The sequence below is a fragment of the Streptomyces sp. NPDC107581 genome (assembly GCF_055657175.1).
The window spans coordinates 12,858-38,072 of sequence record NZ_JBVKBH010000023.1 but is presented as its reverse complement, the minus strand read 5'-3'; the positions used below and the strand labels follow the sequence as shown (position 1 = coordinate 38,072).

Sequence of the window (25,215 nt, the reverse complement as noted above, 5' to 3'; positions counted from 1 at the left end):
CCCCGTCTTCCGGTTCCGGCAAAGCGCCGGTGCGGAGGGCGGGGAGCGCCGGGCCCCCGTCCTCCGGTTCCGGCAAAGCGCCGGTGCGGAGGGCGGGGAGCGCCGAGCCCCCGCCCTCCGGTTCCGGCTAGGCGCCGGTGCGGCCGTCGGTCATCTCGCGCAGGATGTCGAGGTGGCCGTTGTGCCGGGCCGTCTCCTCGATGAGGTGCAGCAGGATCCAGCGCAGGTCGACCGCGCTGCCGTCGTCGCGCTTGCGCTGCGCCTTGGTGTCCAGGCCGTGCGCGGCGACCAGCTCGTTGTGGCGGGCGGAGTGCTCGGCGTACTCGTCGAGCAGCCGGGACAGCGGGATGTCGACGGCGATGCGCATCTCGCGGTCGGGGTCCTCCTCGGTCCAGGGGCCCTCGTCCTCCTCGCCGAGGAAGACGACCCGGAACCAGTAGTACTCGACCCACCGCAGATGGCTGATCAGCCCGCTCAGGGTCATCAGCGGCGAGCCGGGCAGGAGGGCCTTGCGGGCGTCCTCGTCGCGGAGCTCCTCGCACTTGGCCCGCGCGGTGGCGCGGACGTAGTCGAGGAAGGTGGTCAGCTGGGTGCGCTCGTCCCGGGCGGGAGGCGTATCGGTGCGTGTCATCGCCGGAATGATCGCCCGGTGCGCGTGGCCCTGGCGAGCGGTTTTCCACCGGCCCCGCCCCGGGGCTCCCGCTTCGGGAACAGCGTGTAACTGGCGGCGATGACCACGTTGATGCCGATCACCCACACCATTCCCTGCTGCCACGCCCGCAGCGGGCCGGTGCCGGCGTCGCCCCCGACGTACCAGATCGCGCCCTGCAACAGGGCCATGGCGACGACCGCGGCCAGGACCCAGCGGCCCGCGGTCCTCCACTCGTGGACGGCGCGCGCCGTGCCGTACTTCGGGGGCCCGACCGGCGGCGGCCCGCCGGCGAAGCGGTGGGCGACCCGGGCGTCGACCCACTTGATCGTGGAGTGACCGAGACCGACGGTGAAGCCGATGTAGACCGCGGCCAGGCCGTGCCGCCCGTCGGGATCCGCGCCGTTCTTGAGGTCGACCGCGGTCACGGCGAACAGCACGACCTCCAGCAGCGGCTCGCACAGCAGCAGGGCCAGTCCCAGGCGGGGCATCCGGAACGCGTACCGGAAGGCCAGCCCGGCGGCCAGCAGCACCCAGAACGCCACCTCACAGGCGATGATCAATCCGACGATCACGGCTCACTCCTTCCCGTCACCCCTCCAGGCTGGCCGCCGGTCCGCCCGGTTTCGTCGTCATCGCGGGCGAACTCGCCGTAAGCGAAAGGTGCAGTCGGGGACCCTTCCCAGGAAGCAGGCGGGCGCTGTGGCGGGCGTGTTGGATGGGGTCATGGCCCGCGCACTCCCCCGCCCCCACCGTGACGACCTGCGCATCGCCCTGGGCGGGCTGGTCGGCGGGGTGGTGCTGTGGGCGCTCGGGATCCACCCGCGCGTGGCCTCGGACAGCCTCGCCCTGTGGCAGGCGCCCTGGGCTCCGCTGCTGCCGCTGGCCGTGACCGCCGCGTGCGAGCCACTGCGCCGCATCCGGCCCCGGGCCGGACTGCTGATCGGCACGGCCGCGCTGGTCCTGGACACGGTGACCCTGGGAAACGTCGTCACCGTCGTGCTGTACACCGACCTGATGTACGCCGCGGTCCTGTACGGCAGCCCCGCCTCCGCCCGCCGTATCCCCGTGCTCACCGCGCTGCTGACGGTCCTCGGCGGGGTCGTGCCCGCCGCGCTCTGGCGCGATCCGCAGGGCCTGCTGATCGGCGTGGGCGTCGGTGTGGTCGCCCTCGCACCGGCGGCGACCGGCTGGGTGGTGCGCAACCACCGCGACGAGGCCGAGGCGGCCCGGCTGCGCGCCGAACAGACCGCGCTGCTGGCCGAGATGGACCGCGCACAAGCGGTCACCGCCGAACGGGCGCGGATGGCAAGGGAGTTGCACGATCTGGTCGCCAATCATCTGTCGGCGATCGCCATTCACTCCACCGCCGCGCTGTCCATCGGCGATCCGCAGACCTCTCGGGACGCCCTTTCCGTCATTCGCGAGAACAGCGTCGAGGGGCTGTCCGAGATGCGCCGCCTGATCGGCATCCTGCGGGACAGCGCCGGCGACCGCGAACCGGCCGCCGCCCCCACCCTCGACGGCCTGGACGCCCTGATCGGGGGCTTTCGCACCAACGGCCTCGACATCCGTCTCGACGCCGGCCACGGCCACGTGCCCACCCCGATCGAACTGGCCGCCTACCGGATCGTGCAGGAGTCGCTGACCAACGCCCTCAAGCACGCGGCCGAGGGACACGTCCATGTCTCCCTCCAGCGGCGCAGCGACAGTCTGCACGTCCGGGTGACCAGCCCCTACCGGCCCGGAGACCGCCCGCGCGCGCCGGGTTCCGGCCACGGGCTGGCCGGGATGCGGGAGCGGACCGCGCTGCTCGGCGGCAGCTTCACGGCCGGACCCGACGACGGCCGCTGGGCCGTGCACGCCATGCTTCCGCTCACCGAAGGAGACCCCGAATGAGCCCCGCCGTACGGGTCCTCGTCGCCGAGGACCAGTCCGCCGTCCGCGCAGGCCTGGTCCTGATCCTGAACAGCGCGCCCGACATCGAGGTGGCCGGGGAGGCGGCGGACGGCGAGCGGGCGGTGGAGCTGGCCCGGGAGCTGCGGCCGGATCTCGTGCTGATGGATGTGCAGATGCCGCGCCTGGACGGGGTGTCGGCGACCCGGCAGATCGTCGCGGAACACCTTGCGGACGTTCTCGTGCTGACCACCTTCGATCTGGACGAGTACGTGTTCGGGGCGCTGCGGGCGGGGGCGTCCGGGTTCCTGCTGAAGAACACGGACGCGAGGGACCTGCTGGAGGCGGTGCGGACGGTGGCGCGCGGAGAGGGGATCGTCGCGCCGGCCGTCACCCGGCGGCTGATCGCGGAGTTCGCGGCCGGTCCGGCGCGCCGGCCGGGCACCGATCCGGCCGTACTGGAGCCGCTGACCCGGCGCGAGCGCGAGGTGCTGTCCTGCATCGGCGAGGGGCTCTCCAACGCCGAGATCGCCGGACGGCTGGAGATGGCGGAGGGGACCGTGAAGACGCACGTCAGCCGCCTCCTGAACAAGCTGGAGCTACGCAGCAGGGTCCAAGCGGCCGTGCTGGCACAGGAGTTGGGGATCTGAGGAGGCACCGGGAACGCGGTCCCAGAGTGGTCCAGACCTATTGACCTGTGGTCCAGACCTTTCTATTCTCGCGGCACCGTGGGCGTGAAGGCTCAGTCATGCCCCGGACACCCCCAAAGGGACAACCCCATAAAAGAGGGAGGCGCAGCATGCGCTTCAGACACAGAGCCGCGGCAGGGTTCGCGACCCTGTTGCTCCCGCTGGCCGGCCTGGCCGGCCTCACGAGTCCCGCGCAGGCCGCGGCGGACTCCTCGTCGGCCACCGCCACCTACGCCAAGACCCAGGACTGGGGCACCGGCTTCGGCGCCCAGTGGACCGTCAAGAACACCGGTACCACCTCCATCAGCTCCTGGACCGTGGAGTGGGACTACCCCTCCGGCACGTCCGTCACCTCCGCCTGGGACGCCGACGTCACCAGCTCCGGCACCCACTGGACGGCCAAGAACAAGTCCTACAACGGCACCCTGGCCCCCGGTGCCTCCGTCACCTTCGGCTTCAACGGCGCCGGTTCCGGCTCCCCGTCCAACTGCAAGCTCAACGGCGACAGCTGTGACGGCACCACGGTTCCCGGCGACGCGGCTCCCTCCGCCCCCGGGACCCCGGCCGCCTCCTCCGTCACCGACACCTCGGTGAAGCTCAGCTGGAGCGCGGCCACCGACGACAAGGGCGTCAAGAACTACGACGTGCTGCGCGACGGCAAGGTCGTCTCCACTGTGACGGCGACGTCGTACACGGACACCGGACTCAGCGCCGGCACCGACTACTCCTACACCGTGCAGGCCCGGGACACCGCAGACCAGACCGGACCGGTCAGCGGCGCGGTCGCCGTGCACACCACCGGCGGCGGCACCACTCCCCCGCCCACCGGCGGCAAGGTCAAGCTCGGCTACTTCACCGAGTGGGGCATCTACGGCCGCAACTACAACGTCAAGAACCTGGTGACGTCCGGCTCCGCCGCGAAGATCACGCACATCAACTACGCCTTCGGCAACGTGACCAACGGCCAGTGCGCGATCGGCGACTCCTACGCCGACTACGACAAGGCGTTCACCGCCGACCAGTCGGTGAGCGGCGTGGCCGACACCTGGGACCAGCCGCTGCGCGGCAACTTCAACCAGCTGCGCGAGCTGAAGGCCAAGTACCCGAACATCAAGGTGCTGTGGTCCTTCGGCGGCTGGACCTGGTCCGGCGGCTTCGGGCAGGCGGCGGCCAACCCGACGGCCTTCGCCCAGTCCTGCTACAACCTGGTCAAGGACCCGCGCTGGGCCGATGTCTTCGACGGCATCGACATCGACTGGGAGTACCCGAACGCCTGCGGTCTGTCCTGCGACACCAGCGGGGCGGCGGCCTTCAAGAACGTGATGGCCGCACTGCGGGCGAAGTTCGGCTCCTCCGCCCTGGTCACCGCGGCCGTGACGGCCGACGGCTCCGCCGGCGGCAAGATCGAGGCCGCCGACTACGCGGGTGCCGCCCAGTCCGTCGACTGGTACAACGTGATGTCGTACGACTTCTTCGGTGCCTGGGACGCGCAGGGCCCCACCGCCCCGCACTCCCCGCTCACCTCGTACTCCGGCATCCCGAAGGCCGGCTGGGACACGGCCGACGCGATGGCCAAGTACAAGGCGATCGGCGTCCCCGCGAGCAAGCTGCTCATCGGCATCGGCTTCTACGGCCGCGGCTGGACCGGCGTCACCCAGGACGCCCCGGGCGGCACGGCCACCGGCCCCGCGGCCGGCACCTATGAGCAGGGCATCGAGGACTACAAGGTGCTCAAGACGTCCTGCCCGGCCACCGGCACCGTCGCGGGCACGGCGTACGCCCACTGCGGCAGCAACTGGTGGTCGTACGACACCCCCGCCACCATCGCCGGAAAGATGGCGTGGGCCAGGACCCAGGGGCTCGGCGGAGCGTTCTTCTGGGAGTTCAGCGGAGACACCGGAAACGGCGAGCTGGTGAGCGCCATCAACAGCGGACTGTCGTAAGGCCGTTCGCAGAGTGACGGCCCCCTAGGCGACGTTGACGCTCCCCCGGGTTCCGCCCGGGGGACCCCCACGCAGCGAGTGGATGTGGCTACGCCACGTTCACTCGCTGTCCGGGTGGCGCAGCCTCCAGCCACGCGAGGAAACCGGTCAGCGCGTCCTCGCTCATCGCGAGTTCGAGGCGCGTGCCCCGGTGGATGCAGGCGAGGACCACCGCGTCGGAGAGCAGCGCCAGTTCCTCCTCGCCCTCGGGCAGCCGGCGGCCGGCCACCTCGATCTGCGAGCGCTCCAGGACCCGGCGCGGGCGGGGGGCGTAGGAGAAGACCCGGTACCACTCGATGCGGTCGCCGTTGTAGCGGGCGACGCCGTAGCTCCAGCCCTTGCCGTTGGCGTCCGGTTTCTCGGCCACGTCCCAGCGCAGGGAACAGTCGAAAGTGCCGCCCGAACGCTGGATGAGTCTGCGGCGCAGGCCGAACAGGAACAGTCCCACCACCACGAGCGCGACCACGATCCCGCACACAGTCAGAGCGAGGACCATCGGCACCGACCTCCTCGTCTCCTAGGCAATGGAATTGAATCCGAAACTGGGTAATGAAACGGAAAAGACGTCCACATCTGGCTCAGCCGCGACCGGCACCGGATTGCTCCGGGCCGGCCGCGGCTGAGTGACGTCATCACACGGCGCGGTGGATCAACGCGCCGCGGTCGCCGCCCGCAGACGGACATCCGCGCGGCGCTCGGCCTCCGCGTCGTCGTCCGCCTTCGCGCGCTCGAGCTCACGCTCCTCGCGCTGGACATCGATCTCGTCCGACAGCTCGGCGACCTCGGCCAGCAGGGACAGCTTGTTGTCCGCGAACGAGATGAAACCGCCGTGCACCGCAGCGACGACCGTTCCACCTTCACTCGTACGGATGGTCACCGGGCCCGACTCCAGCACACCGAGCAGCGGCTGGTGACCGGGCATGACGCCGATGTCGCCGGACGTGGTGCGCGCGACGACCAGGGTGGCCTCGCCGGACCAGACCTGGCGGTCGGCAGCGACCAGCTCGACGTGCAGCTCAGCAGCCAAGAGTGGCTCCTCGGGTCACCACCCGGCGGTAGTGCCGGGTGTTGGGGTCAATTCTAGAGGGCGTGAGCGAGGGGACGGGACGCGCCCGCCCCCTCGCACGAGCACGGGGCTCAGGAGACGCCCAGCTCCTTGGCGTTGGCCTTGAGGTCCTCGATGCCACCGCACATGAAGAACGCCTGCTCGGGGAAGTGGTCGTACTCACCGTCGCAGATCGAGTTGAACGCGGCGATCGACTCGTCGAGCGGCACGTCCGAACCGTCCACGCCGGTGAACTGCTTGGCGACGTGGGTGTTCTGGGACAGGAAGCGCTCCACGCGACGGGCACGGTGGACGACGAGCTTGTCCTCCTCGCCCAGCTCGTCGATACCGAGGATCGCGATGATGTCCTGCAGGTCCTTGTACTTCTGCAGGATGTTCTTCACGCGCATGGCCGCGTTGTAGTGATCCGCGGCGATGTAGCGCGGGTCGAGGATCCGGGACGTGGAGTCCAGCGGGTCCACGGCCGGGTAGATGCCCTTCTCGGAGATCGGACGGGAGAGAACCGTCGTCGCGTCGAGGTGGGCGAACGTGGTGGCCGGGGCCGGGTCGGTCAGGTCGTCCGCGGGGACGTAGATCGCCTGCATCGAGGTGATCGAGTGACCACGGGTCGAGGTGATGCGCTCCTGGAGGAGACCCATCTCGTCGGCCAGGTTCGGCTGGTAGCCCACCGCGGACGGCATGCGGCCGAGCAGCGTGGAGACCTCGGAACCGGCCTGCGTGAAGCGGAAGATGTTGTCGATGAAGAACAGCACGTCCTGCTTCTGGACGTCACGGAAGTACTCGGCCATGGTGAGGCCGGCCAGCGCGACGCGCAGACGGGTGCCCGGGGGCTCGTCCATCTGACCGAAGACCAGCGCGGTCTTGTCGATGACGCCCGAGTCGCTCATTTCCTCGATGAGGTCGTTGCCCTCACGAGTGCGCTCGCCGACACCGGCGAACACGGAGACACCGTCGTGGTTGTTGGCGACACGGTAGATCATCTCCTGGATGAGCACCGTCTTGCCGACGCCGGCACCGCCGAACAGACCGATCTTGCCGCCCTTGACGTACGGGGTCAGCAGGTCGATGACCTTGACGCCGGTCTCGAACATCTCGGTCTTCGACTCGAGCTCGTCGAAGTTCGGGGCCTTGCGGTGGATGCCCCAGCGCTCGCCGTCGTACTGCTCGTCGACGTTCAGCACCTCACCGAGGGTGTTGAACACCTTGCCCTTGGTGAAGTCGCCGACGGGCACCGTGATGGAGTCGCCGGTGTCGGTGACCGCGGCCTGGCGGACCAGACCGTCGGTGGGCTGCATGGAGATGGTGCGGACCAGGCCGTCACCCAGGTGCTGGGCGACCTCCAGGGTCAGCGTCTTCTTCTCGCCGGCGTTGGCCGGGTCGGCCACCTCGACGTGAAGGGCGTTGTAGATGTCCGGCATCGCGTCGACGGGGAACTCCACGTCGACGACCGGGCCGATGACCCGGGCGACGCGGCCCGTAGCCGTCGCGGTCTCAACAGTGGTGGTCATTATCGGTCACTCCCCGCGGTCGCGTCGGCCAGGGCGCTCGCGCCACCGACGATCTCGCTGATTTCCTGGGTGATTTCGGCCTGGCGGGCCGCATTGGCAAGACGGGAGAGCGTGTTGATCAGCTCGCCCGCGTTGTCGGTGGCCGACTTCATCGCGCGCCGCGTGGCGGCGTGCTTCGAAGCGGCCGACTGGAGCAGCGCGTTGTAGATACGGCTTTCCACGTAGCGCGGCAGCAGGGCGTCGAGGACGTCCTCCGCCGACGGCTCGAAGTCGTACAGCGGGAGGATCTCCCCCTGGGGGGCGGCCTCCTTGGCGACCTCTTCGAGGCGCAGCGGCAGCAGCCGGGCGTCGAGCGCCGTCTGCGTCATCATCGAGACGAACTCGGTGAAGACGATGTGGAGTTCGTCCACACCGCCGTCGGCCGTGTCCTTCTCGATGGCCTCGATCAGGGGCGCCGCGACCTTCTTGGCGTCCGCGTACGACGGCTCGTCGGTGAAGCCGGTCCACGAGTCCGCGATCTTGCGCTCACGGAAGTTGTAGTGGGCGACACCACGCCGGCCGACGATGAACGTGTCGACCTGCTTGCCCTCGCCCTCCAGACGCGCGGTCAGCTGCTCCGCCGCCTTGATGGCGTTGGAGTTGAAGGCGCCGGCCAGACCGCGGTCGCTCGTGAGGAGCAGGACCGCGGCACGGGTCGGGTTCTGCGCCTCCGTGGTGAGCGGGTGCTTGGTGTTCGAACCCGTACCGACCGCCGTGACCGCGCGCGTGAGCTCGGTCGCGTACGGCGTGGAGGCCGCCACCTTGCGCTGCGCCTTGACGACGCGCGAGGCGGCGATCATCTCCATCGCCTTGGTGATCTTCTTGGTCGCGCTGACGGATCGGATGCGACGCTTGTAGACCCGGAGCTGAGCTCCCATGAGTCAGGTCCCTTCCTTACGTCACTTGGCGGCAGCGGCAGGAGTGTCCTCGCCGAGCAGCTTGCCGTCCGAGGTCTCGAACTGCTTCTTGAACTCGGCCACCGCATCGTCGATCGCCTGGATGGTGTCGTTCGACATCTTGGCGCCCTCCTTGATGGAGGTCATCAGGCCCTGGTGCTTCCGGTGCAGGAAGTCGATCAGTTCCTTCTCGAAGCGACGGATGTCGACGACCGGGACGTCGTCCATGCGGCCGTTGGTGCCGGCCCAGACGGAGACGACCTGGTCCTCGGTGGCCATCGGCTGGTACTGGTTCTGCTTCAGCAGCTCGACCATGCGCGAACCGCGCTCCAGCTGCGCCTTGGAGGCCGCGTCCAGGTCGGAACCGAAGGCGGCGAACGCCTCCAGCTCACGGAACTGGGCGAGGTCCACACGGAGGCGGCCGGAGACCTGGCGCATCGCCTTGTGCTGCGCGGAACCACCGACTCGGGAGACGGAGATACCGACGTTCAGCGCGGGGCGCTGACCGGCGTTGAACAGGTCCGACTCCAGGAAGCACTGGCCGTCGGTGATGGAGATGACGTTGGTCGGGATGAACGCCGAGACGTCGTTGGCCTTGGTCTCGACGATCGGCAGACCGGTCATCGAGCCGGCGCCCATGTCGTCGGAGAGCTTGGCGCAGCGCTCCAGCAGACGGGAGTGCAGGTAGAAGACGTCACCCGGGTAGGCCTCACGGCCCGGCGGGCGGCGCAGCAGCAGGGACACGGCGCGGTAGGCGTCGGCCTGCTTCGACAGGTCGTCGAAGATGATCAGGACGTGCTTGCCCTCGTACATCCACTGCTGGCCGATGGCCGAACCGGTGTACGGCGCCAGGTACTTGAAGCCGGCCGGGTCGGACGCCGGGGCGGCGACGATGGTCGTGTACTCCAGGGCACCGTTCTCCTCCAGCGAGCGGCGCACGCCGGCGATGGTGGAGCCCTTCTGGCCGATGGCGACGTAGATGCAGCGGACCTGCTTCTTCGGGTCGCCGGTGCGCCAGTTGTCACGCTGGTTGATGATCGTGTCGACGGCCAGGGCGGTCTTGCCGGTCTGACGGTCACCGATGATCAGCTGACGCTGACCGCGGCCGATCGGGGTCATCGCGTCGACGGCCTTGTAGCCCGTCTCCATCGGCTCGTGCACCGACTTGCGCTGCATGACCGTGGGGGCCTGCAGCTCCAGCGCACGACGGCCGGACGTCTCGATCTCGCCGAGGCCGTCGATCGGGTTGCCGAGCGGGTCGACGACGCGGCCGAGGTAGCCCTCGCCGACCGCGACGGAGAGCACCTCACCGGTGCGCTGCACCGGCTGACCCTCCTCGATGCCGCTGAACTCACCGAGGACGATGGCGCCGATCTCGCGCTCTTCCAGGTTGAGCGCGAGGCCGAGGGTGCCGTCCTCGAACTTCAGCAGTTCGTTGGCCATGGCCGAGGGCAGGCCCTCGACCTTCGCGATGCCGTCGCCGGCAAGGGTGACCGTACCGACCTCCTCGCGCGAGGCCGCGTCCGGCTTGTACGACTGGACGAAGTTCTCCAGCGCGTCCCGGATCTCCTCCGGCCGGATCGTGAGCTCCGCCATCTGGGTTCCCTGCTCTCCTTGTTGGGCCCGAAGTTTCACTTGGGGGGATGGGGACTCCCCCCATTAGGAGGTGAATCCTCTGCACGGCCCAACCAGGGCCGTCGTAAGTACGTAATGCTTTTTTCGATTACCGAGCGTTGCTCAGCTCGCCATGCGGCGAGCGGCCTCGTCCAGCCGGTCCGCGAGGGAACCGTTGATGACTTCGTCGCCGACCTGCACCCGGATCCCGCCGAGGACCTCGGGGTCCACGTCCAGGTTGAGGTGCATCCGGCGGCCGTAGAGCGTCGCGAGAGCCGCGCCGAGGCGCTGCTTCTGCGTGTCGCTCAGCGGCACCGCCGAGGTCACGATGGCGACGACCCGGTCACGGCGCTCGGCGGCGAGCTTGGACAGGGACTCCAGTCCCGCTTCCAGGCTACGTCCCCGCGGCGCGGTGACGAGGCGCGTCACCAGACGCTCGGTGGCCGGCTTGGCCCGCCCGCCGAGCAGCCGGTGCAGCAGCTCGGTCTTGGCCGGGGCGCCGGCGGCGCGGTCGGTGAGCGCGGCGCGCAGCTCGGTGCTGGAGGAGACGATCCGGCCGAACCGGAACAGCTCGTCCTCCACGTCGTCCAGCGTGCCCGTCTTCTCCGCGGCGGTGAGGTCGGCGACGTCCGCCAGCTCCTCCAGCGCGTCGACCAGGTCGCGGGACTGCGACCAGCGGGCGCGGGCCATCCCGGACACCAGGTCGGCGGCGGTACCGCTGACCTGGCCACCGATCAGGCGCTGGACCAGTTCCGCCTTGGCCTCTCCGGGCTGCGCCGGGTCGGTGAGAACCCGGCGCAGGCCGGCCTCGCGGTCGAGCAGCGCGGTGACGGCCGCCAGCTCGTCCGCGAGCTGCGCGGCGTCCACGGACGTGGAGTCCGTCAGCGCGTCGAGACGCTCACGTGCGGCTGCCAGGGCCTCGCGGCTCGCTCCGTTCATCGCGTGGCCTCGGCCTTCTCCTCGAGCTCGTCGAGGAAGCGGTCGATCACACGGCTCTGGCGGGCGTGGTCCTCGAGGGACTCGCCGACGAGCTTGCCGGCCAGTTCGGTGGCGAGCCTGCCGACGTCCTGGCGCAGTGCCTGAGCGGCGGCGTTGCGGTCGGCCACGATCTGGGTGTGACCGGCGGTGACGATCTCCTCGCGCTGACGCTGGCCCTCGGCCCGCATCTCGGCGATGAGCTCGGCACCCTGCTCCTGCGCCTCCTGGCGCAGGCGCGCGGCCTCGTGCCGGGCTTCGGCGAGCTGGGCCTTGTACTGCTCAAGGACGCTCTGGGCCTCGGTCTGCGCGGCCTCGGCCTTCTCGATACCGCCCTCGATGGCCTCGCGACGCTCTTCCAGGACCTTGTTGATGGTCGGAAGAAGCTTCTTCGCGAGGAAGCCGAAGACGATGACGAAGGCGATCAGGCCGATGACGAGCTCCGGCCACGGCGGAATGAGAGGGTTCTCCTTCTCCGCCGCAAACTGAACCCATGCGTGGGTCATCTCAGTGCCTTTCGTCGAATGGGGCTGTCGCTGACGTTCGTCTTAGTAGACGAACGGCATGACGAGGCCGATCAGGGCCAGCGCCTCACAGAACGCGAAGCCGAGGATCTGGTTGGCACGGATCAGACCGGCCGCCTCGGGCTGGCGGGCCAGGGCCTGGGTGCCGTTACCGAAGATGATGCCGACGCCGACGCCCGGGCCGATCGCAGCGAGGCCGTACCCGATGGAGCCGATGTTGCCTTCGACGCCGGCGGCAAGGGACTGGAGAGCGGACATGCCGGTTCTTCCTTCTCTTTCAGTGACCGGTGGGGGTTGGCCACCGGTGGTCCGTAGGTGAGGTGAGGAGCGGGGCTCAGTGGTGCTCGGCGAGCGCGCCCTGGATGAAGGTGCAGGTCAGGAGGACGAACACGTACGCCTGAACAGCCTGGATGAAGAGCTCGAAGGCCGTCATGACGATGACCATGACGAACGAGACGGCCGAGTACGCGATGCCGATGCCGTTGAGCATGTACCAGCTGGCCACCGTGAACAGCACCAGCAGGGTGTGACCGGCGAACATGTTCGCGAAGAGTCGCACCGCGTGCGTGAACGGGCGGACCAGCAGGTTCGAGAAGAACTCGATGGTCATCGACAGCGGCAGAACCGCTCCCAGCGACTTGTCGTAGCCGGTGACGTTCTTGAAGAAGCCGACGAAGCCCTGGCGCTTGAACGTCAGCGCGACCCAGGTGATGTAGACGATCACGGCGAGCACGATCGGGTACGCGATGATCGACGTCACCGGGAACTGGGCGAGCGGAATGATCGACCAGAGGTTCATCATCCAGATGAAGAAGAACAGCGACACGGCCAGCGGGACGTACTTCTCGCCCTCGCGCTTGCCGAGCGTCTGGTAGACGATGCCGGTACGGACGAAGTCGTAACCCGCCTCGGCGATCATCTGGAGCTTGCCCGGGACGACCTTGGGCTTGGCGAACGCGGCCCAGAAGAAGCCCACCACGATGATGGAGCCCAGCAGGGCCAGCAGCATCGGCTTGTTGAAGTAGAGGCCGTTGCCGTCTGCGTTACCCCAGAGCGGCTCGAAGAGGAACGAGTGCAGGCCCGGAGCGACGTTGTCGAAGCCACACCCGTCGAACAGGTGGCAGCTCGAGTCGAAAGCGAGCGTCTGCGTCGGGTCAGCACTCACCGCGGGCTCCTTCAGCGTGGCGCATAGGTACGGCAACCTCGTGGTGTCGGCGCGGCGTGAGGCCGCAGTTCGGCACGGGACTGGTGTTACGGATGGTGGGGCGGCTGGGGGGCATCTCGCCTCGCGATTGAGCAGGCGTCAGCTCGGATGCCCGCGCCCGCGATGCCGCAGTTGGCACCGGACGATAGCAGGATCTCTCATGTGTCTTTATCCCGGCCCTACCTCTCACGACGAGTGCCCCGACTTGTGGGACCTGTCGTCGTGCGAGGAGTCGGTCGAATCGGGTTCGACGTAGAGGATCTTGGACTTCATGTGCGCCCGCGTCTGCGCGGCGATCCAGGCGAGGGTGCCGGCGACGAGCGTGAGCGCGAAGGCCTTGGGGTTGAACAGCGTGGTGTGCTTGAACACGGCCACGAACACGAACAGCAGCAGGATCTGCGCCGTGTAGAGCATCAGCCCCATGGCTTGGAACAAGTGCGGAAGCGATTTGGCGGTGCGCTGCAGAACGTAGAGGCCCAGCCCCATGAACAGGATCACGATCAGCGTCGCGACGAGCGCCCCGATCGCCCCCTTGCCGCCCGCGACCACGCCGCTGACGACGGCGGCAAGCGCGCCGACGACAGCCGTGGGTACGGCGGCCTGGGCCAGGATCCGGACGTCATTGGACGGCATGGCGGCAACTCCGCTTTCGCAGGGGGGCAGGGTGTCGTCATGGACGAGCGTAGTCCCGGGCTGAGTGATCGAGACCTCACGCCAATGGACCGTCGCACTACGGTCCGTCGGCTCTATCCGGGGTTCTCGTGAACCGTATCACAAACTATTTGATGAGGTCTTTACCTGCTAAGTGTGCTTGCTGTCACACATGAGAGTGACAGTGCCCGTCTGTGCAAAAACCGAGCCCACTTGTCTGGTATTAGGGGACTTTGCTCCCCCACGAGTTGGCAATGCTCTAGTCAGATTCTTACCTTGTGGCCTTGCCGATACGCGAACGGGGGCCAAGGGCCGTCGCCCCGTTGACGCCCGTCATACCGGCCGTGACCGGGGGCCGCTCCGCGTCCGTCCCGGGCGCGCAGGCAGCGCTCCCGGCGGCGGCCCCGGCCGGCAGTTCGTCGGCGGCCGGGCGGCGCCTGCGGTAGCGCGGCGGCACGAACCGCTGCGCCCAGGCCGGCACACGGGGCGTGAAGCGCGGGAGCAGCAGCAGGACCAGGCCGATCGCGCTGAGGAAGACCACGCCGAGCCCGATCCACATCGACGCCGAGTTCACCGAGTACGCCAGGGCACCGAAGCCGATCAGCGCCGACCAGAAGTACATGATCAGCACGGCCCGGCTGTGCGAGTGGCCGATCTCCAGGAGCCGGTGGTGCAGGTGGCCGCGGTCCGCGGCGAACGGCGACTGCCCGCGCCAGGTGCGGCGCACGATGGCCAGCACCAGGTCGGCGGCCGGCACCGCGATGATCGTCAGCGGCAGCAGCAGCGGGATGTACACGGGCACCGTCTGGTGCACCGCCGCCTTCTCCGAGCCCGTGAACAGGGCCAGCGCGTCCGGGTCCAGCTGACCCGTGATCGAGATCGCGCCGGCCGCCAGGACGAGGCCGATCAGCATCGAGCCCGAGTCGCCCATGAAGATCCGCGCGGGGTGCATGTTGTGCGGCAGGAAGCCCAGGCACATGCCCATCAGGATCGCCGCGAACAGCGTGGCCGGGGCGGCGGCCTCGATGCCGTACGAGTACCAGATCCGGTACGCGTACAGGAAGAACGCGCCCGCCGCGATGCACACCATGCCCGCCGCGAGACCGTCCAGGCCGTCCACGAAGTTCACCGCGTTGATCGTGATGACGACGAGCGCCACCGTCAGCAGCGTGCCCTGCCACTGGGTCAGCGCCACGTTGCCGACGCCCGGGATGGGCAGCCACAGGATCGTCAGACCCTGCATGACCATGACGCCCGCGGCGATCATCTGACCGCCCAGCTTGATCAGCGCGTCGATCTCGAACTTGTCGTCCAGGACACCGATCAGCCAGATCAGGGCGGCCCCGGAGAGCAGCGCCCGCGGCTCGTTGGACTTGGCGAACACCTCGTTGAGGTTGTTGAGGTGATCAGCGACCAGCAGGCCGGCGCACAGGCCGAAGAACATCGCGATCCCGCCGAGGCGCGGAGTGGGTTCCCGGTGCACATCACGTGCCCGGATCTCCGGCATGGCTCCGGCCACGATCGCGAACTTACGTACCGGCCCTGTCAGCAGATACGTCACCGCGGCCGTGATGCAGAGCGTCAGCAGGTATTCACGCACGGGCTTCCCCACAGGTCTCGCTGGCCATCACAGCCCCACACCCTAGCGAGGGACGCATATGGGTGAGGACTTCCGGGTAGCGACGATGGTTGCACGGGTGGCTGTGCACGGGTGCCGGATCCCGGATCCACGGACGTGCGCCTACCCCCGCTCAGCCGGGATACGGCGGAAATCTACCGGTCAGCTCGCGCACCTCTTCCCTGGCCCCGGCCGGTTCCGTCGCGCCCCGCAGGACGGAGGCCAGCAGGGCCGCGATCCTGACCATCTCCGGCTCCCGCATGCCCTGGGTGGTCACCGCTGCCGTGCCCAGGCGCAGCCCGCGGCCGTCGCCGTGCGGCAGCACACAGCAGTCCAGGACGATCCCGGCGGCGGCGAGCCGGCCGCGCGCGCTGCGGCCGTCCACACCGAGCGGGGCCGGGTCCGCGGTGATCAGGTGGGTGTCCGTGCCGCCGGTGGTGACCGCGAGCCCCTCGGCTCCCAGATGACCCGCGAGGACCCGGGCATTGGCGACCACCTGATGGGCGTACGCGCCGAACGCCGGCGTTGCCGCCTCGCCGAACGCGACCGCCTTGGCGGCGATGGTGTGCATCTGGGCGCCGCCCTGGGTGAACGGGAAGACCGCCCGGTCCACGCGCTCGGCCAGCTCGCTCCCGCACAGGATCATCCCTCCGCGCGGACCGCGCAGCACCTTGTGGGTGGTGGCGCACACCACGTCCGCGTACGGCACCGGGCTGGGCGCCGCTCCCCCGGCCACCAGGCCGATCGGATGCGCGGCGTCGGCGATCAGATAGGCCCCGACCTCGTCGGCGACCTCGCGGAAGAAGGCGTAGTCGAAATGGCGGGGGTAGGCGATGGAACCGCACACGATCGCCTTGGGCCGGTGGTTGCGGGCCAGGTGGCGCACCTGGTCGTGGTCGACGAGCCCGGTCTCGGCGTCGACCCCGTACCCGACGAAGTCGAACCAGCGGCCGGAGAAGTTCGCGGGCGAGCCATGGGTGAGGTGACCGCCGTGCGGCAGCCCGAGGGCGAGGACGGTGTCACCGGGGCGCAGCAGCGCGGCGTAGGCGGCCAGCACGGCCGACGAGCCCGAGTGGGCCTGGACGTTGGCGTGTTCCGCTCCGAAGAGCGCCCTGGCCCGCTCGATCGCGAGCCGTTCGGCGACGTCGACCAGCTCACAGCCGCCGTGGTGCCGGGCGCCGGGGTAGCCCTCGGCGTACTTGTTGGCGAGCGCCGAACCGAGGACGGCGAGGACGGCCGGCGAGGTGAAGTTCTCGGCCGCGATCAGCTGCAGCGTCGTCGACTGCCGCGCCAGTTCCCCCTGCAGGATCTCGGCCAGCTCCGGGTCCTGCCGCCGCAGGACATCGGTCTCTAGGACGGGTGTGACCGACATGACGGGCTCCGGGCGGTCGTGTGTGACGGCGGATCCCCTCCGGGGCGCCTCGGCCGGTCCGGGCGGGCGATCGTGTCCGGCCCTCCGGACCTCCGCGCGTTCGCCCGCACGGCACCGGCGCGCCCCGTCGGCTCACTCGCCGCGGTGACGTAGGTCCAATGTAGGCCCGGGGCGGGTGGGGTGCGCGGTGGTCAGGCCCGTGCGGGTACGCCGGTGAGCGCCGTGACCACCGGGTCCAGCGCCTCGTGTATCTCGTCGCCGACCGACCGGAAGAACGGCAGCGGTGCCCCGTAGGGGTCGTACACCTCGTCGGCCTCGGCGGTGGGCGCCAGCAGCCATCCGCGCAGCGCCGCGGCCGCACGGACGAGCGCGCGCGCTCGCGTGACCACACCGTCCTCCAGCGGCGGCAGGGTGGCCGGATCTATCGCACGGACCAGACGGGTGAACTCCTTCAGCGTGAACGTCCGCAGCCCCGCCGAGTGCCCCATCGAGATCACCTGGGCCCGGTGGTCGCGCGTGGCCGTCAGCACCAGGTCGGCCATGATCACGTGCTCGTCGAGCAGTTCCCTGCCGACGAAGCCGGAGGCGTCCGCGCCGAACTCGGCCAGCACGGTCTCCGCGTTGGCCTCCATGGGCGCGCCCTCGTGGCCCCAGGTGCCCGCGCTCTCCACGATCAGCCCGCCGCCGAGCGCACCGAGCCGCTCCATCACGAAATGCCGGGTCAGCCGCTCGGTGATGGGTGAGCGGCACACGTTGCCGGTGCTGACGTGCAGGATGCGGAACGTGTCGCGCGGAAACCCGAACGTCGTCGTCTGCTCCGCCGCCCGTTCCCCGATGCCTATTCCACGCCCCGCCTCAGGGGCCGTCAATTCGCCACCTCGAGGTCGGGTACGACCTTCCGCAGCTCGTCCGGGGAGATGGCGCCCTCGCGCAGCAGCACCGGCACCGGACCGGAGACGTCCACGATGGACGACGGCACGATGCCGGGGGTCGGGCCGCCGTCGAGGTAGACGGAGACGGAGTCGCCGAGCATCTGCTGGGCGGCGTCGCAGTCCTCCGGTGCCGGGTGGCCGGTGAGGTTCGCCGACGACACGGCCATGGGGCCGACCTCGGTGAGCAGCTCGATGGCGACCGGGTGCAATGGCATGCGCACGGCAACCGTGCCACGGGTGTCACCCAGGTCCCACTGCAGGGACGGCTGGTGCCTGGCGACCAGCGTGAGGGCGCCCGGCCAGAACGCGTCGACCAGTTCCCAGGCCAGCTCGGAGAAGTCCGTGACGAGGCCGTGCAGCGTGTTCGGCGAGCCGATGAGGACAGGAGTGGGCATGTTGCGGCCCCGGCCCTTGGCGGCGAGCAGATCGGCGACGGCCTCCGAGGAGAACGCGTCGGCGCCGATGCCGTACACCGTGTCGGTCGGCAGCACCACCAGCTCGCCCCGGCGGACGGCGGACGCGGCCTCGCGCAGACCCGTCGCGCGGTCGGTCGCGTCGTTGGTGTCGTATCGCCGTGCCATCTAGCTGGCCTCCTCGTACACGTACTGCGGGGTGTGGGTCGTCGGGGTGCTCACGGCAGCGCCTTGCGGGCGGTCGCGAACCGGGGGCGGTTGTTGAGGTCGGGGTGGTCGGCCGCGTCGGCCCAGCCCCGCTCCTCGGTGAAGATCCACGGCACCTGGCCGCCCTGGGTGTCGGCGTGCTCGATGACCACGACGCCGCCGGGGCGCAGCAGGCGGTGCGCGGTGCGCTCGATGCCCCGGATCAGGTCGAGGCCGTCCTCGCCGGAGAACAACGCCAGCTCCGGGTCATAGTCACGGGCCTCCGGGGCGACGTACTCCCACTCGGTGAGCGGGATGTACGGCGGGTTGGAGATGACCAGGTCGACCTGGCCGTCCAGGTCGGGGAAGGCGGTCAGGGCGTCGCCCTGGCGCAGGTCGACCCTGGACCCCGCCACGTTCTTACGGGTCCACACCAGGGCGTCCTCGGACAGCTCCACGGCGTGCACCCGGGAGCGCGGGACCTCCTGGGCGAGGGCCAGCGCGATGGCGCCGGAGCCGGTGCACAGATCGACGATGCACGGCTCGACGACGTCCATGGCGCGCACCGCGTCTATGGCCCAGCCGACCACGGACTCGGTCTCGGGCCGGGGCACGAAGACGCCCGGCCCGACCTGCAGCTCCAGATACCGGAAGTAGGCCCGCCCGGTGATGTGCTGCAGCGGCTCGCGCTGCTCGCGCCGGGCGATGACCTCCCAGTAGCGGGCGTCGAAGTCGGAGTCCTTCACGGAGTGCAGCGCGCCCCGCTTCACGCCGTGCACGAACGCGGCGAGCTCCTCCGCGTCGTTGCGCGGCGAGGGCACGCCGGCGTCGGCCAGCCGCTGGGTGGCCTGGGCCACCTCCGCGAGCAGCAGGTTCACGCAAGTCCTCCGTGGTAACTCGTACGTGCCTTTTACGCGGCCGCCAGCTTCGCCGCAGAGTCTGCGTCGACGCAGGCCTGGATCATCGCGTCGAGGTCGCCGTCCAGGACCTGGTCCAGGTTGTACGCCTTGAAGCCGACGCGGTGGTCCGAGATGCGATTCTCCGGGAAGTTGTAGGTGCGGATCTTCTCGGAGCGGTCGACGGTGCGGACCTGGCTGCGGCGGGCGTCGGCGGCCTCCCGCTCGGCCTCCTCCTGTGCCGCCGCGAGCAGCCTGGAGCGCAGGATACGCAGAGCCTGCTCCTTGTTCTGCAGCTGGCTCTTCTCGTTCTGGCAGGAGGCGACGACTCCGGTCGGAAGGTGCGTGATGCGCACCGCGGAGTCGGTGGTGTTGACCGACTGGCCGCCGGGGCCGGAGGACCGGTACACGTCGATGCGCAGGTCGTTCGGGTTGATCTCGACGTCGACCTCCTCGGCCTCGGGGGTCACGAGGACACCGGCGGCGGAGGTGTGGATACGGCCCTGGGACTCGGTGGCCGGCACCCGCTGGACTCGGTGCACACCGCCCTCGTACTTCAGCCGCGCCCACACACCCTGGCCGGGCTCCGTGGCACCCTGGCCGCCCTTGGTCTTCACCGCGACCTGGACGTCCTTGTAGCCGCCCAGCTCCGACTCGGTGGCGTCGATGATCTCGGTCTTCCAGCCGACCCGCTCCGCATAGCGCAGGTACATCCGCAGCAGGTCACCGGCGAACAGCGCCGACTCGTCACCGCCGGCGCCCGCCTTGATCTCCAGAATGACGTCCTTGTCGTCACTCGGGTCGCGCGGGACCAGCAGGAGGCGCAGCTTCTCGGTCAGCTCCTCGCGCTGCTTCTCGAATTCCTTGACCTCGGCGGCGAAGTCGGGGTCGTCGGCGGCGAACTCGCGCGCGGTCTCGATGTCGTCGCCGGACTGCTTCCAGGAGCGGTACGTGGCGACGATCGGGGTCAGCTCGGCGTAGCGCTTGTTCAGCTTGCGCGCGTTCGCCTGGTCGGCGTGGACCGACGGATCGGCGAGCTTCTTCTCCAGGTCGGAGTGCTCTACGACGAGTTCCTCGACGGCCTCGAACATCTTTCGGCTCCTGTACTGCGGGTGAACGGCTGGCGGGCGACCAAAAACGCCGGTCCCGGGCACACCCCCGTGAGGGCGTGACCGTGGACCGGCGAAATCGGGCTCGCTACTTCTTGGAGCCGGCGGCAGCCTTGCCGAAGCGGGCCTCGAAGCGGGCCACACGGCCACCGGTGTCGAGGATCTTCTGCTTGCCCGTGTAGAACGGGTGGCACTCGGAGCAGACCTCGGCCCGGATGGTGCCGGACGCGATGGTGCTACGGGTGGTGAACGACGCGCCACAGGTGCAGCTGACCTGCGTCTCGACGTACTCGGGGTGGATGTCGCGCTTCAAGGTGTCTCCTAGATTTCGGGAGGGCGCCGGGTCGCCGCCGCGGGATGCGGAAGCGTGAACCGGAGCCGACGTACCAGTCTGCCAGGACTGGCGCCATCCCCCAAAACCGGGGGTGCGGCTGTTCTATTCCTGCGGGCGGTCGGAACGGTGTGCCGAAGGCGGAGCCACGAGGCCGCCGTGGGCGGCCGCGGGCCCTTCACGGCCGGTCAGGCGGCTGCCCGCGCCTCTGCGGCGGCCGGTCGTGTGGCTGCCCGCACTCAGCGGTGGGCGGTCATGTGTTTCCCGGCGCCTCTGCGGCGGGCGGTCATGTGTTTCCCGGCGCCTCTCCGGCGGCCGGTCGCACGTTTCCCCGCTCCCCTCAGCCGGTCACCACGCCCTTGGCTTCGCCGGTGGCCGTTCCCCTGGTCGCCGACGCCGGGATCGGGCGGTCGTTCTTCAGGGCGTTCCAGATCAGCCGGGCCTTGGACTTCTCCAGCAGGACCCGGTTGGGGTTGGCGGGGTCGTACTGCACCGGCATCGTCACCATCTTCATGTGGGACGAGCTGATGCCCTTCAGGCCGTTCGCGAAGTCGGCGAGGGCGTTGACCGAGCCGAGGTCGGAGTCGGTGGTGACGGTCTTGGTGGCGGTGTCGGCGAGGTCGTACAGCTTCTTGGGGTTGCTGAGCACGCCGACGTCCTTGACCTGGTTGATCAGCGCCTTGATGAAGGCCTGCTGGAGCTGGATGCGGCCCAGGTCGGAGCCGTCGCCGACGCCGTGCCGGGTGCGGACCAGGCCGAGCGACTGCTGCCCGTCCAGGGTGTGGGTGCCGGCCTTGAGGTCGAGGTGACTCTGCGGGTCGGCGATGGCCTTGGTCGTGGTGACCTCGACCCCGCCGAGGTCGTCGATGAGCCTCTGGAAGCCGGCGAAGTCGACCTCCAGATAGTGGTCCATGCGGATGCCGGTGAGGGACTCGACCGTCTTCACGGCACAGGCGGCGCCGCCGGTGGAGTAGGCCGAGTTGAACATCACGCCCGACGCCGCCGGGTATGTGCTGCCCTTGGTGTCGGTGCAGGCGGGGCGGTCGATGAGGGTGTCCCGCGGGACGGAGACCACGCTGGCCTTCTTGTGGCCCTTGTAGACGTGGACGATCATCGCCGTGTCGGAGCGGGCACTGCCGTCGTCGGTGCCGCCGCCGAGCTTCTTGTTGCTGCCGGAGCGCGAGTCCGAGCCGAGGACGAGGATGTTCTGCGAGCCGTTGTCGACCTTCGACGGGCGGTCGGCACCGAGCGCCTGGTTGATGTCGACGCTCTTGATGTTGCCGTTGAGCTTGAAGTAGACGTATCCGACGCCCGTACCCCCCAGGACGACCACTCCCGCGGCCGTCCAGGCCGTGACGAGCAGGGCCTGTCGGCGCTTGCTGCGGGGCTTGCGGCGGCGGCCCTTGCCACGGCTGCTGGTGCCGATGGTGGTCGGCTCCGGTATGCCGGGCTCCGGCGTGCTCTGGGCGGACACGTCACTCCTCAAACTCGTCCGGTCGTTTACCCCCTGCTTTCAGGGTCGGGCGGAGTTGTCACCGCACCATCGTCGCTCTGTCGGGTCAGACGGAGAAACTCGGCACAGGGTTGCACAACGCAGAGTTGCCACCGTGTGCGGCGATGAGCACCGTGCGTAGCCGCCCAACCGGGACGATCCTGCCGCTCACCTGCGATTTCAGCCGAACAGGTCGTACCGCTGGAAGCCGGTACCGAACGAGACACATGTGGCATAGATCTCGCCGGCCGGGCGGCTCGCGCGCCGTCCAGCGCACACACACGTACACGCACACGCCGAGGGCCTGCGGGCCACTGCGGGCCACTGCGGGCCACTGCGGGACTGCGGGCCGCGCACCATGTCGTAGGGGTTCCTCGTACGGGTTCCTCGTACGGGTTCCTCGTACGGCTTGCTGTCCGGGCTGTCGTGATCATTGTCGCGCTCGTTGTCGTACTGGTTCCGCCCGGTGTCGACCGGGGCGACGCGCGAGCCGAAGGTGCCGCCATGCGAGTCAAGAGCCGTTGGTACGGGCACTGTTGAGCGCGATGAGGCCGGCCTCGCCCTCGCCCTTGCCCTCGCCCTTGCCCTTGCCCTTGCCCTTGCCCTTGCCCTTGCCCTTGCCCTTGCCCTTGCCGCAGATGTTGCCGCAGCCGCAGATGTTGCCGATTTCCCGCCCCTCAGCACAAAGGGCCGCCCCCCGTCGCATATGGACGGGGGGCGGCCCAAACTCCCGGAGGCGCGGGACTGTATTCGATGTGCGGCTCCGCCGCGGGGGCGGAGCGACCACGACGAGGCCGCGGTCGACGGTCGGCGGTCGGCCGACCGGCCGTTTCGGACTACTAGTCGCCGTTGCCCGGAGCAGGCGTCGTCTTCTGAATCTGCATCAGGAACTCGCCGTTCGACTTCGTCTGCTTCATCTTGTCGAGCAGCAGCTCGATCGCCTGCTGCTGGTCGAGCGCGTGCAGCACCCGGCGCAGCTTCCAGACGACGGCCAGCTCCTCGCTGCCGAGCAGGATCTCTTCCTTACGGGTACCGGACGCGTCCACGTCCACCGCCGGGAAGATGCGCTTGTCGGCGAGCTTCCGGTCGAGCTTGAGCTCCATGTTGCCGGTGCCCTTGAACTCCTCGAAGATCACCTCGTCCATGCGGGACCCGGTGTCCACCAGGGCGGTGGCGAGGATGGTCAGCGAGCCGCCGTCCTCGATGTTGCGGGCCGCACCGAAGAAGCGCTTCGGCGGGTACAGGGCGGTCGAGTCGACACCACCGGACAGGATGCGGCCGGAGGCCGGCGCGGCCAGGTTGTACGCACGGCCCAGACGCGTGATCGAGTCGAGCAGCACGACGACGTCGTGGCCCAGCTCCACCAGACGCTTGGCGCGCTCGATGGCGAGCTCGGCGACCGTGGTGTGGTCCTCGGCCGGACGGTCGAAGGTCGAGGAGATGACCTCGCCCTTGACCGACCGCTGCATGTCGGTGACCTCTTCCGGACGCTCGTCGACCAGGACGACCATCAGGTGGCACTCGGGGTTGTTGTGGGTGATCGCGTTGGCGATCGCCTGCATGATCATGGTCTTGCCGGTCTTCGGCGGGGCCACGATCAGACCACGCTGCCCCTTACCGATCGGCGACACCAGGTCGATGATGCGGGTGGTCAGCACGCCCGGGTCGGTCTCCAGGCGGAGCCGGTCCTGCGGGTAGAGCGGGGTCAGCTTGTTGAACTCCGGTCGGCCGCGGCCGTGTTCGGGCGCCATGCCGTTGACGGAGTCCAGGCGGACCAGCGCGTTGAACTTCTCGCGGCGCTCGCCCTCCTTGGGCTGGCGGACCGCACCGGTGACGTGGTCGCCCTTGCGCAGACCGTTCTTGCGGACCTGGGCGAGGGAGACGTACACGTCGTTCGGACCCGGCAGGTAGCCGGAGGTCCGGATGAAGGCGTAGTTGTCCAGGATGTCCAGGATGCCCGCGACGGGGATCAGGACATCGTCCTCGGCCAGCTGCGGCTCGGCGATCTCGTCGCGGCCACGACGGCCACGGCGGTCGCGGTACCGGCCGCGACGGCCACGGCGGCCACCCTCGAAGTCGTCGTCGTCCTGCTGCTGCTGGCGGTCCTGACGGTCCTGACGGCCGCCGCCCTGCTGCTGGCCCTGCTGGCGCTGGCCGCCCTGGCCGCCCTGGCCGCCCTGGCCGCCCTGGCCGCCCTGCTGCTCGTCGCCCTTGCCCCGGCGGTCACGGTCGCGGTCGCGGCCACGCTCACGGCGGTCGCGGCGGCCACGGCCCTCGCCGTCACCGGCGTCGCCGCGGGCCTCGCCCTGCTGCTGGGCGGACGTCTCGGCCTTGGACTCGCTCTTGGCTTCGGCGGCGACGGTCTCGGCGCTGCTCGCGGCCGGGGCGCCCGCCTCGGCGGTGGCGCGGCGGCGACGGCGCTCGGTCGGCGCGTCGTCTCCCGCACGCTCGGCCTCGCTCGCGCGGACGGTGCCGCCACCCGGCTGGCCGGGGATCTCGATCTGCTGCTGGGCCACGGCCTTCTCGGCGGGGGCTTCCGCGGCCTTCTCCGCCGTCTTCTCGGCGGCGGCCTCGCCCGTACGGGCCTTCGAGGTGGCCCGGCGCTTGGGCTTGGTCTCGGTGGCGGCCTCTGCCTTGGGGGCGGCGCCCCCACCGGCCTGGGCCTCCTTGATGACCTCGATCAGCTGGCTCTTGCGCATCCGCGCGGTACCCCTGATGCCGAGGCCCGAGGCAACCTGCTGCAGCTCGGCCAGCACCATGCCCTCGAGGCCGGTACCGCGGCGCCGCCGGGAGCCGGCACCGGTGGCAGGCGCGGAGGCGTCCGTGGCGGGCGCTGCAGCGGTCTCCTCGACACGTGCGCCCATCAGATCGGTGGTGTCGCTCACGAAGGGTCCTTCCCTGGAGCGGACGTCGGCCTGTCTGGCTCGGCGACCGGTTGTGCTGTCCGGATACGGTCCTGTCTCTGTGAACCGTGCCGGGGCGGTGGTCCGCCAAAGGCGGCGGAACAGATTTCTGGTGATGGCGCTTCCGCGAGCCGCCGTGGCACCTGGTGTCACGTGGCGTGGTAGCACCGATTCCGGAGCGTGCCCGTGGTTCCGCTCAGTGCCCGCATACGACGTACTGCCCAGGTACGGCACATGGAACACGGAGTGGTTCGGGAGGCTCCCGGAAGA

The 25,215-nt window shown here is 69.6% G+C and carries 25 protein-coding genes; 3 read left to right on the top strand and 22 right to left on the bottom strand.

Annotated elements, in window-relative coordinates; translation table 11 throughout:
- Positions 1-127 precede the first annotated feature (127 nt).
- Together ACZ7P3_RS38800 and ACZ7P3_RS38795 are read right to left on the bottom strand one after the other, a co-directional pair.
- Entirely contained in the window at positions 128-631 is a 504-nt protein-coding gene (locus tag ACZ7P3_RS38800) for a DinB family protein (RefSeq protein WP_472089068.1), read from the bottom strand.
- Positions 628-1,224, bottom strand: a complete 597-nt coding sequence (locus tag ACZ7P3_RS38795) for a hypothetical protein (protein ID WP_472089066.1) — start codon at positions 1,222-1,224, stop codon at positions 628-630. Before ACZ7P3_RS38795 ends, ACZ7P3_RS38800 begins: the two co-directional genes overlap by 4 nt.
- 151 nt (positions 1,225-1,375) lie before the next feature.
- Between ACZ7P3_RS38795 and ACZ7P3_RS38790 the strand changes: the two genes are divergently transcribed.
- The 3 genes from ACZ7P3_RS38790 to ACZ7P3_RS38780 all read left to right on the top strand — a co-directional run bounded on the left by ACZ7P3_RS38790 (position 1,376) and on the right by ACZ7P3_RS38780 (position 5,177).
- Positions 1,376-2,548: a sensor histidine kinase gene (locus tag ACZ7P3_RS38790; protein ID WP_472089064.1), complete on the top strand. Its 1,173-nt coding sequence runs from the start codon at positions 1,376-1,378 to the stop codon at positions 2,546-2,548.
- Positions 2,545-3,195: a response regulator gene (locus ACZ7P3_RS38785; protein WP_472089062.1), complete on the top strand. Its 651-nt coding sequence runs from the start codon at positions 2,545-2,547 to the stop codon at positions 3,193-3,195. The genes ACZ7P3_RS38790 and ACZ7P3_RS38785 overlap by 4 nt, the downstream gene beginning before the upstream one ends.
- Positions 3,196-3,344: 149 nt before the next feature.
- Positions 3,345-5,177, top strand: a complete 1,833-nt coding sequence (locus tag ACZ7P3_RS38780) for a glycosyl hydrolase family 18 protein (protein WP_472089060.1) — start codon at positions 3,345-3,347, stop codon at positions 5,175-5,177.
- 88 nt (positions 5,178-5,265) lie between these two features.
- Here the strand turns inward: ACZ7P3_RS38780 and ACZ7P3_RS38775 are convergent, their stop codons facing one another.
- The 20 genes from ACZ7P3_RS38775 to rho form a co-directional block, all read right to left on the bottom strand.
- The gene (locus tag ACZ7P3_RS38775) at positions 5,266-5,712 is read right to left on the bottom strand and encodes a DUF2550 domain-containing protein (RefSeq protein ID WP_472089059.1); all 447 of its coding nucleotides are present in this window, start codon (positions 5,710-5,712) and stop codon (positions 5,266-5,268) included.
- A gap of 153 nt (positions 5,713-5,865) precedes the next feature.
- Positions 5,866-6,243, bottom strand: coding sequence for a F0F1 ATP synthase subunit epsilon (locus ACZ7P3_RS38770; RefSeq protein ID WP_472089057.1), 378 nt, complete (start codon positions 6,241-6,243; stop codon positions 5,866-5,868).
- A 110-nt stretch (positions 6,244-6,353) separates the two neighbouring features.
- Positions 6,354-7,790: a F0F1 ATP synthase subunit beta gene (gene atpD / locus ACZ7P3_RS38765; protein WP_472089056.1), complete on the bottom strand. Its 1,437-nt coding sequence runs from the start codon at positions 7,788-7,790 to the stop codon at positions 6,354-6,356.
- On the bottom strand, positions 7,790-8,707 hold the full coding sequence (locus ACZ7P3_RS38760) for a F0F1 ATP synthase subunit gamma (protein ID WP_472089055.1): 918 nt from the start codon (positions 8,705-8,707) through the stop codon (positions 7,790-7,792). The genes atpD and ACZ7P3_RS38760 overlap by 1 nt, the downstream gene beginning before the upstream one ends.
- Before the next feature lie 21 nt (positions 8,708-8,728).
- Entirely contained in the window at positions 8,729-10,321 is a 1,593-nt protein-coding gene (gene atpA / locus ACZ7P3_RS38755; RefSeq protein ID WP_472089054.1) for a F0F1 ATP synthase subunit alpha, read from the bottom strand.
- Between the two features lie 141 nt (positions 10,322-10,462).
- Positions 10,463-11,278, bottom strand: a complete 816-nt coding sequence (locus tag ACZ7P3_RS38750) for a F0F1 ATP synthase subunit delta (protein ID WP_472089052.1) — start codon at positions 11,276-11,278, stop codon at positions 10,463-10,465.
- Entirely contained in the window at positions 11,275-11,820 is a 546-nt protein-coding gene (locus ACZ7P3_RS38745) for a F0F1 ATP synthase subunit B (protein WP_472089051.1), read from the bottom strand. The genes ACZ7P3_RS38750 and ACZ7P3_RS38745 overlap by 4 nt, the downstream gene beginning before the upstream one ends.
- Positions 11,821-11,862: 42 nt before the next feature.
- Entirely contained in the window at positions 11,863-12,096 is a 234-nt protein-coding gene (atpE, locus tag ACZ7P3_RS38740; protein WP_472089050.1) for an ATP synthase F0 subunit C, read from the bottom strand.
- Between the two features lie 76 nt (positions 12,097-12,172).
- Positions 12,173-13,003 (bottom strand): F0F1 ATP synthase subunit A, encoded by an 831-nt coding sequence (gene atpB, locus ACZ7P3_RS38735; protein ID WP_472089048.1) that lies wholly within the window; start codon positions 13,001-13,003, stop codon positions 12,173-12,175.
- Between the two features lie 225 nt (positions 13,004-13,228).
- Positions 13,229-13,675, bottom strand: coding sequence for a hypothetical protein (locus ACZ7P3_RS38730; protein WP_472089047.1), 447 nt, complete (start codon positions 13,673-13,675; stop codon positions 13,229-13,231).
- A 289-nt stretch (positions 13,676-13,964) separates the two neighbouring features.
- Positions 13,965-15,293, bottom strand: a complete 1,329-nt coding sequence (locus ACZ7P3_RS38725) for an MraY family glycosyltransferase (protein ID WP_472089045.1) — start codon at positions 15,291-15,293, stop codon at positions 13,965-13,967.
- A 151-nt stretch (positions 15,294-15,444) separates the two neighbouring features.
- Entirely contained in the window at positions 15,445-16,683 is a 1,239-nt protein-coding gene (locus tag ACZ7P3_RS38720) for a serine hydroxymethyltransferase (protein ID WP_472089044.1), read from the bottom strand.
- A gap of 191 nt (positions 16,684-16,874) precedes the next feature.
- Positions 16,875-17,552 (bottom strand): arsenate reductase/protein-tyrosine-phosphatase family protein, encoded by a 678-nt coding sequence (locus ACZ7P3_RS38715; RefSeq protein ID WP_472089043.1) that lies wholly within the window; start codon positions 17,550-17,552, stop codon positions 16,875-16,877.
- Complete coding sequence (locus ACZ7P3_RS38710) at positions 17,549-18,196, bottom strand: L-threonylcarbamoyladenylate synthase (protein WP_361113599.1); 648 nt, start codon at positions 18,194-18,196, stop codon at positions 17,549-17,551. The genes ACZ7P3_RS38715 and ACZ7P3_RS38710 overlap by 4 nt, the downstream gene beginning before the upstream one ends.
- Positions 18,197-18,246: 50 nt before the next feature.
- The gene (gene prmC / locus ACZ7P3_RS38705) at positions 18,247-19,092 is read right to left on the bottom strand and encodes a peptide chain release factor N(5)-glutamine methyltransferase (protein ID WP_359071807.1); all 846 of its coding nucleotides are present in this window, start codon (positions 19,090-19,092) and stop codon (positions 18,247-18,249) included.
- Positions 19,093-19,124: 32 nt separating this feature from the next.
- Positions 19,125-20,201, bottom strand: a complete 1,077-nt coding sequence (gene prfA, locus ACZ7P3_RS38700; protein ID WP_472089041.1) for a peptide chain release factor 1 — start codon at positions 20,199-20,201, stop codon at positions 19,125-19,127.
- A gap of 106 nt (positions 20,202-20,307) precedes the next feature.
- On the bottom strand, positions 20,308-20,532 hold the full coding sequence (gene rpmE, locus ACZ7P3_RS38695) for a 50S ribosomal protein L31 (RefSeq protein ID WP_030944953.1): 225 nt from the start codon (positions 20,530-20,532) through the stop codon (positions 20,308-20,310).
- Between the two features lie 358 nt (positions 20,533-20,890).
- A complete protein-coding gene (locus ACZ7P3_RS38690; protein ID WP_472089039.1) occupies positions 20,891-22,024 on the bottom strand; it encodes an LCP family protein in 1,134 nt (377 codons plus the stop codon).
- Between the two features lie 529 nt (positions 22,025-22,553).
- Positions 22,554-22,748: a hypothetical protein gene (locus ACZ7P3_RS38685; protein WP_472089038.1), complete on the bottom strand. Its 195-nt coding sequence runs from the start codon at positions 22,746-22,748 to the stop codon at positions 22,554-22,556.
- Positions 22,749-22,881: 133 nt separating this feature from the next.
- On the bottom strand, positions 22,882-24,927 hold the full coding sequence (gene rho, locus ACZ7P3_RS38680; protein ID WP_472089037.1) for a transcription termination factor Rho: 2,046 nt from the start codon (positions 24,925-24,927) through the stop codon (positions 22,882-22,884).
- Positions 24,928-25,215: the final 288 nt, after the last annotated feature.

Bases quoted from the DNA above. Each gene is read 5' to 3' on its own strand.
- ACZ7P3_RS38775 (WP_472089059.1), bottom strand. From the start codon at position 5,712: ATGGTCCTCGCTCTGACTGTGTGCGGGATCGTGGTCGCGCTCGTGGTG.
- ACZ7P3_RS38760 (WP_472089055.1), bottom strand. From the start codon at position 8,707: ATGGGAGCTCAGCTCCGGGTCTACAAGCGTCGCATCCGATCCGTCAGC.
- ACZ7P3_RS38710 (WP_361113599.1), bottom strand. From the start codon at position 18,196: ATGGCACGGCGATACGACACCAACGACGCGACCGACCGCGCGACGGGT.
- atpE (WP_472089050.1), bottom strand. From the start codon at position 12,096: ATGTCCGCTCTCCAGTCCCTTGCCGCCGGCGTCGAAGGCAACATCGGC.
- ACZ7P3_RS38720 (WP_472089044.1), bottom strand. From the start codon at position 16,683: ATGTCGGTCACACCCGTCCTAGAGACCGATGTCCTGCGGCGGCAGGAC.
- prfA (WP_472089041.1), bottom strand. From the start codon at position 20,201: ATGTTCGAGGCCGTCGAGGAACTCGTCGTAGAGCACTCCGACCTGGAG.
- ACZ7P3_RS38730 (WP_472089047.1), bottom strand. From the start codon at position 13,675: ATGCCGTCCAATGACGTCCGGATCCTGGCCCAGGCCGCCGTACCCACG.
- ACZ7P3_RS38780 (WP_472089060.1), top strand. From the start codon at position 3,345: ATGCGCTTCAGACACAGAGCCGCGGCAGGGTTCGCGACCCTGTTGCTC.
- ACZ7P3_RS38745 (WP_472089051.1), bottom strand. From the start codon at position 11,820: ATGACCCACGCATGGGTTCAGTTTGCGGCGGAGAAGGAGAACCCTCTC.
- ACZ7P3_RS38785 (WP_472089062.1), top strand. From the start codon at position 2,545: ATGAGCCCCGCCGTACGGGTCCTCGTCGCCGAGGACCAGTCCGCCGTC.
- ACZ7P3_RS38790 (WP_472089064.1), top strand. From the start codon at position 1,376: ATGGCCCGCGCACTCCCCCGCCCCCACCGTGACGACCTGCGCATCGCC.
- ACZ7P3_RS38750 (WP_472089052.1), bottom strand. From the start codon at position 11,278: ATGAACGGAGCGAGCCGCGAGGCCCTGGCAGCCGCACGTGAGCGTCTC.
- ACZ7P3_RS38685 (WP_472089038.1), bottom strand. From the start codon at position 22,748: ATGCGACGGGGGGCGGCCCTTTGTGCTGAGGGGCGGGAAATCGGCAAC.
- ACZ7P3_RS38800 (WP_472089068.1), bottom strand. From the start codon at position 631: ATGACACGCACCGATACGCCTCCCGCCCGGGACGAGCGCACCCAGCTG.
- atpA (WP_472089054.1), bottom strand. From the start codon at position 10,321: ATGGCGGAGCTCACGATCCGGCCGGAGGAGATCCGGGACGCGCTGGAG.
- atpD (WP_472089056.1), bottom strand. From the start codon at position 7,790: ATGACCACCACTGTTGAGACCGCGACGGCTACGGGCCGCGTCGCCCGG.